The organism is Algoriphagus pacificus, assembly GCF_017254845.1.
Taxonomy (GTDB): domain Bacteria; phylum Bacteroidota; class Bacteroidia; order Cytophagales; family Cyclobacteriaceae; genus Algoriphagus; species Algoriphagus pacificus.
In genome coordinates this window covers 1-904 of sequence record NZ_JAFKCU010000014.1, presented here as the reverse complement: position 1 = coordinate 904, position 904 = coordinate 1, and the positions used below count along the sequence as shown (strand labels likewise).

1 protein-coding gene is annotated in these 904 nt (G+C 58.5%); it reads left to right on the top strand.

All coding sequences use genetic code 11. The features are described from left to right. A partial coding sequence (locus J0A69_RS22350) for a phage tail tape measure protein (protein ID WP_206588849.1) occupies positions 1 to 845 on the top strand: 845 nt, incomplete at its 5' end. Positions 846 to 904: the final 59 nt, after the last annotated feature.

Below are 904 nucleotides of genomic sequence, written 5' to 3'. Positions count from 1 at the left end.
GGGCCGCCATTGATGCGAAAAGCCGGGGGCTGACTGACCGGCAGGCAGAACGGGAAGCCACGGAACAGCGCCTGAAGGAACAGTATGGCGATAATCCGCTGGCGCTGAATAACGTCATGTCAGAGCAGAAAAAGACCTGGGCGGCTGAAGACCAGCTTCGCGGGAACTGGATGGCAGGCCTGAAGTCCGGCTGGAGTGAGTGGGAAGAGAGCGCCACGGACAGTATGTCGCAGGTAAAAAGTGCAGCCACGCAGACCTTTGATGGTATTGCACAGAATATGGCGGCGATGCTGACCGGCAGTGAGCAGAACTGGCGCAGCTTCACCCGTTCCGTGCTGTCCATGATGACAGAAATTCTGCTTAAGCAGGCAATGGTGGGGATTGTCGGGAGTATCGGCAGCGCCATTGGCGGGGCTGTTGGTGGCGGCGCATCCGCGTCAGGCGGTACAGCCATTCAGGCCGCTGCGGCGAAATTCCATTTTGCAACCGGAGGATTTACGGGAACCGGCGGCAAATATGAGCCAGCGGGGATTGTTCACCGTGGTGAGTTTGTCTTCACGAAGGAGGCAACCAGCCGGATTGGCGTGGGGAATCTTTACCGGCTGATGCGCGGCTATGCCACCGGCGGTTATGTCGGTACACCGGGCAGCATGGCAGACAGCCGGTCGCAGGCGTCCGGGACGTTTGAGCAGAATAACCATGTGGTGATTAACAACGACGGCACGAACGGGCAGATAGGTCCGGCTGCTCTGAAGGCGGTGTATGACATGGCCCGCAAGGGTGCCCGTGATGAAATTCAGACACAGATGCGTGATGGTGGCCTGTTCTCCGGAGGTGGACGATGAAGACCTTCCGCTGGAAAGTGAAACCCGGTATGGATGTGGCTTCGGTCCCTTCTGTAAGA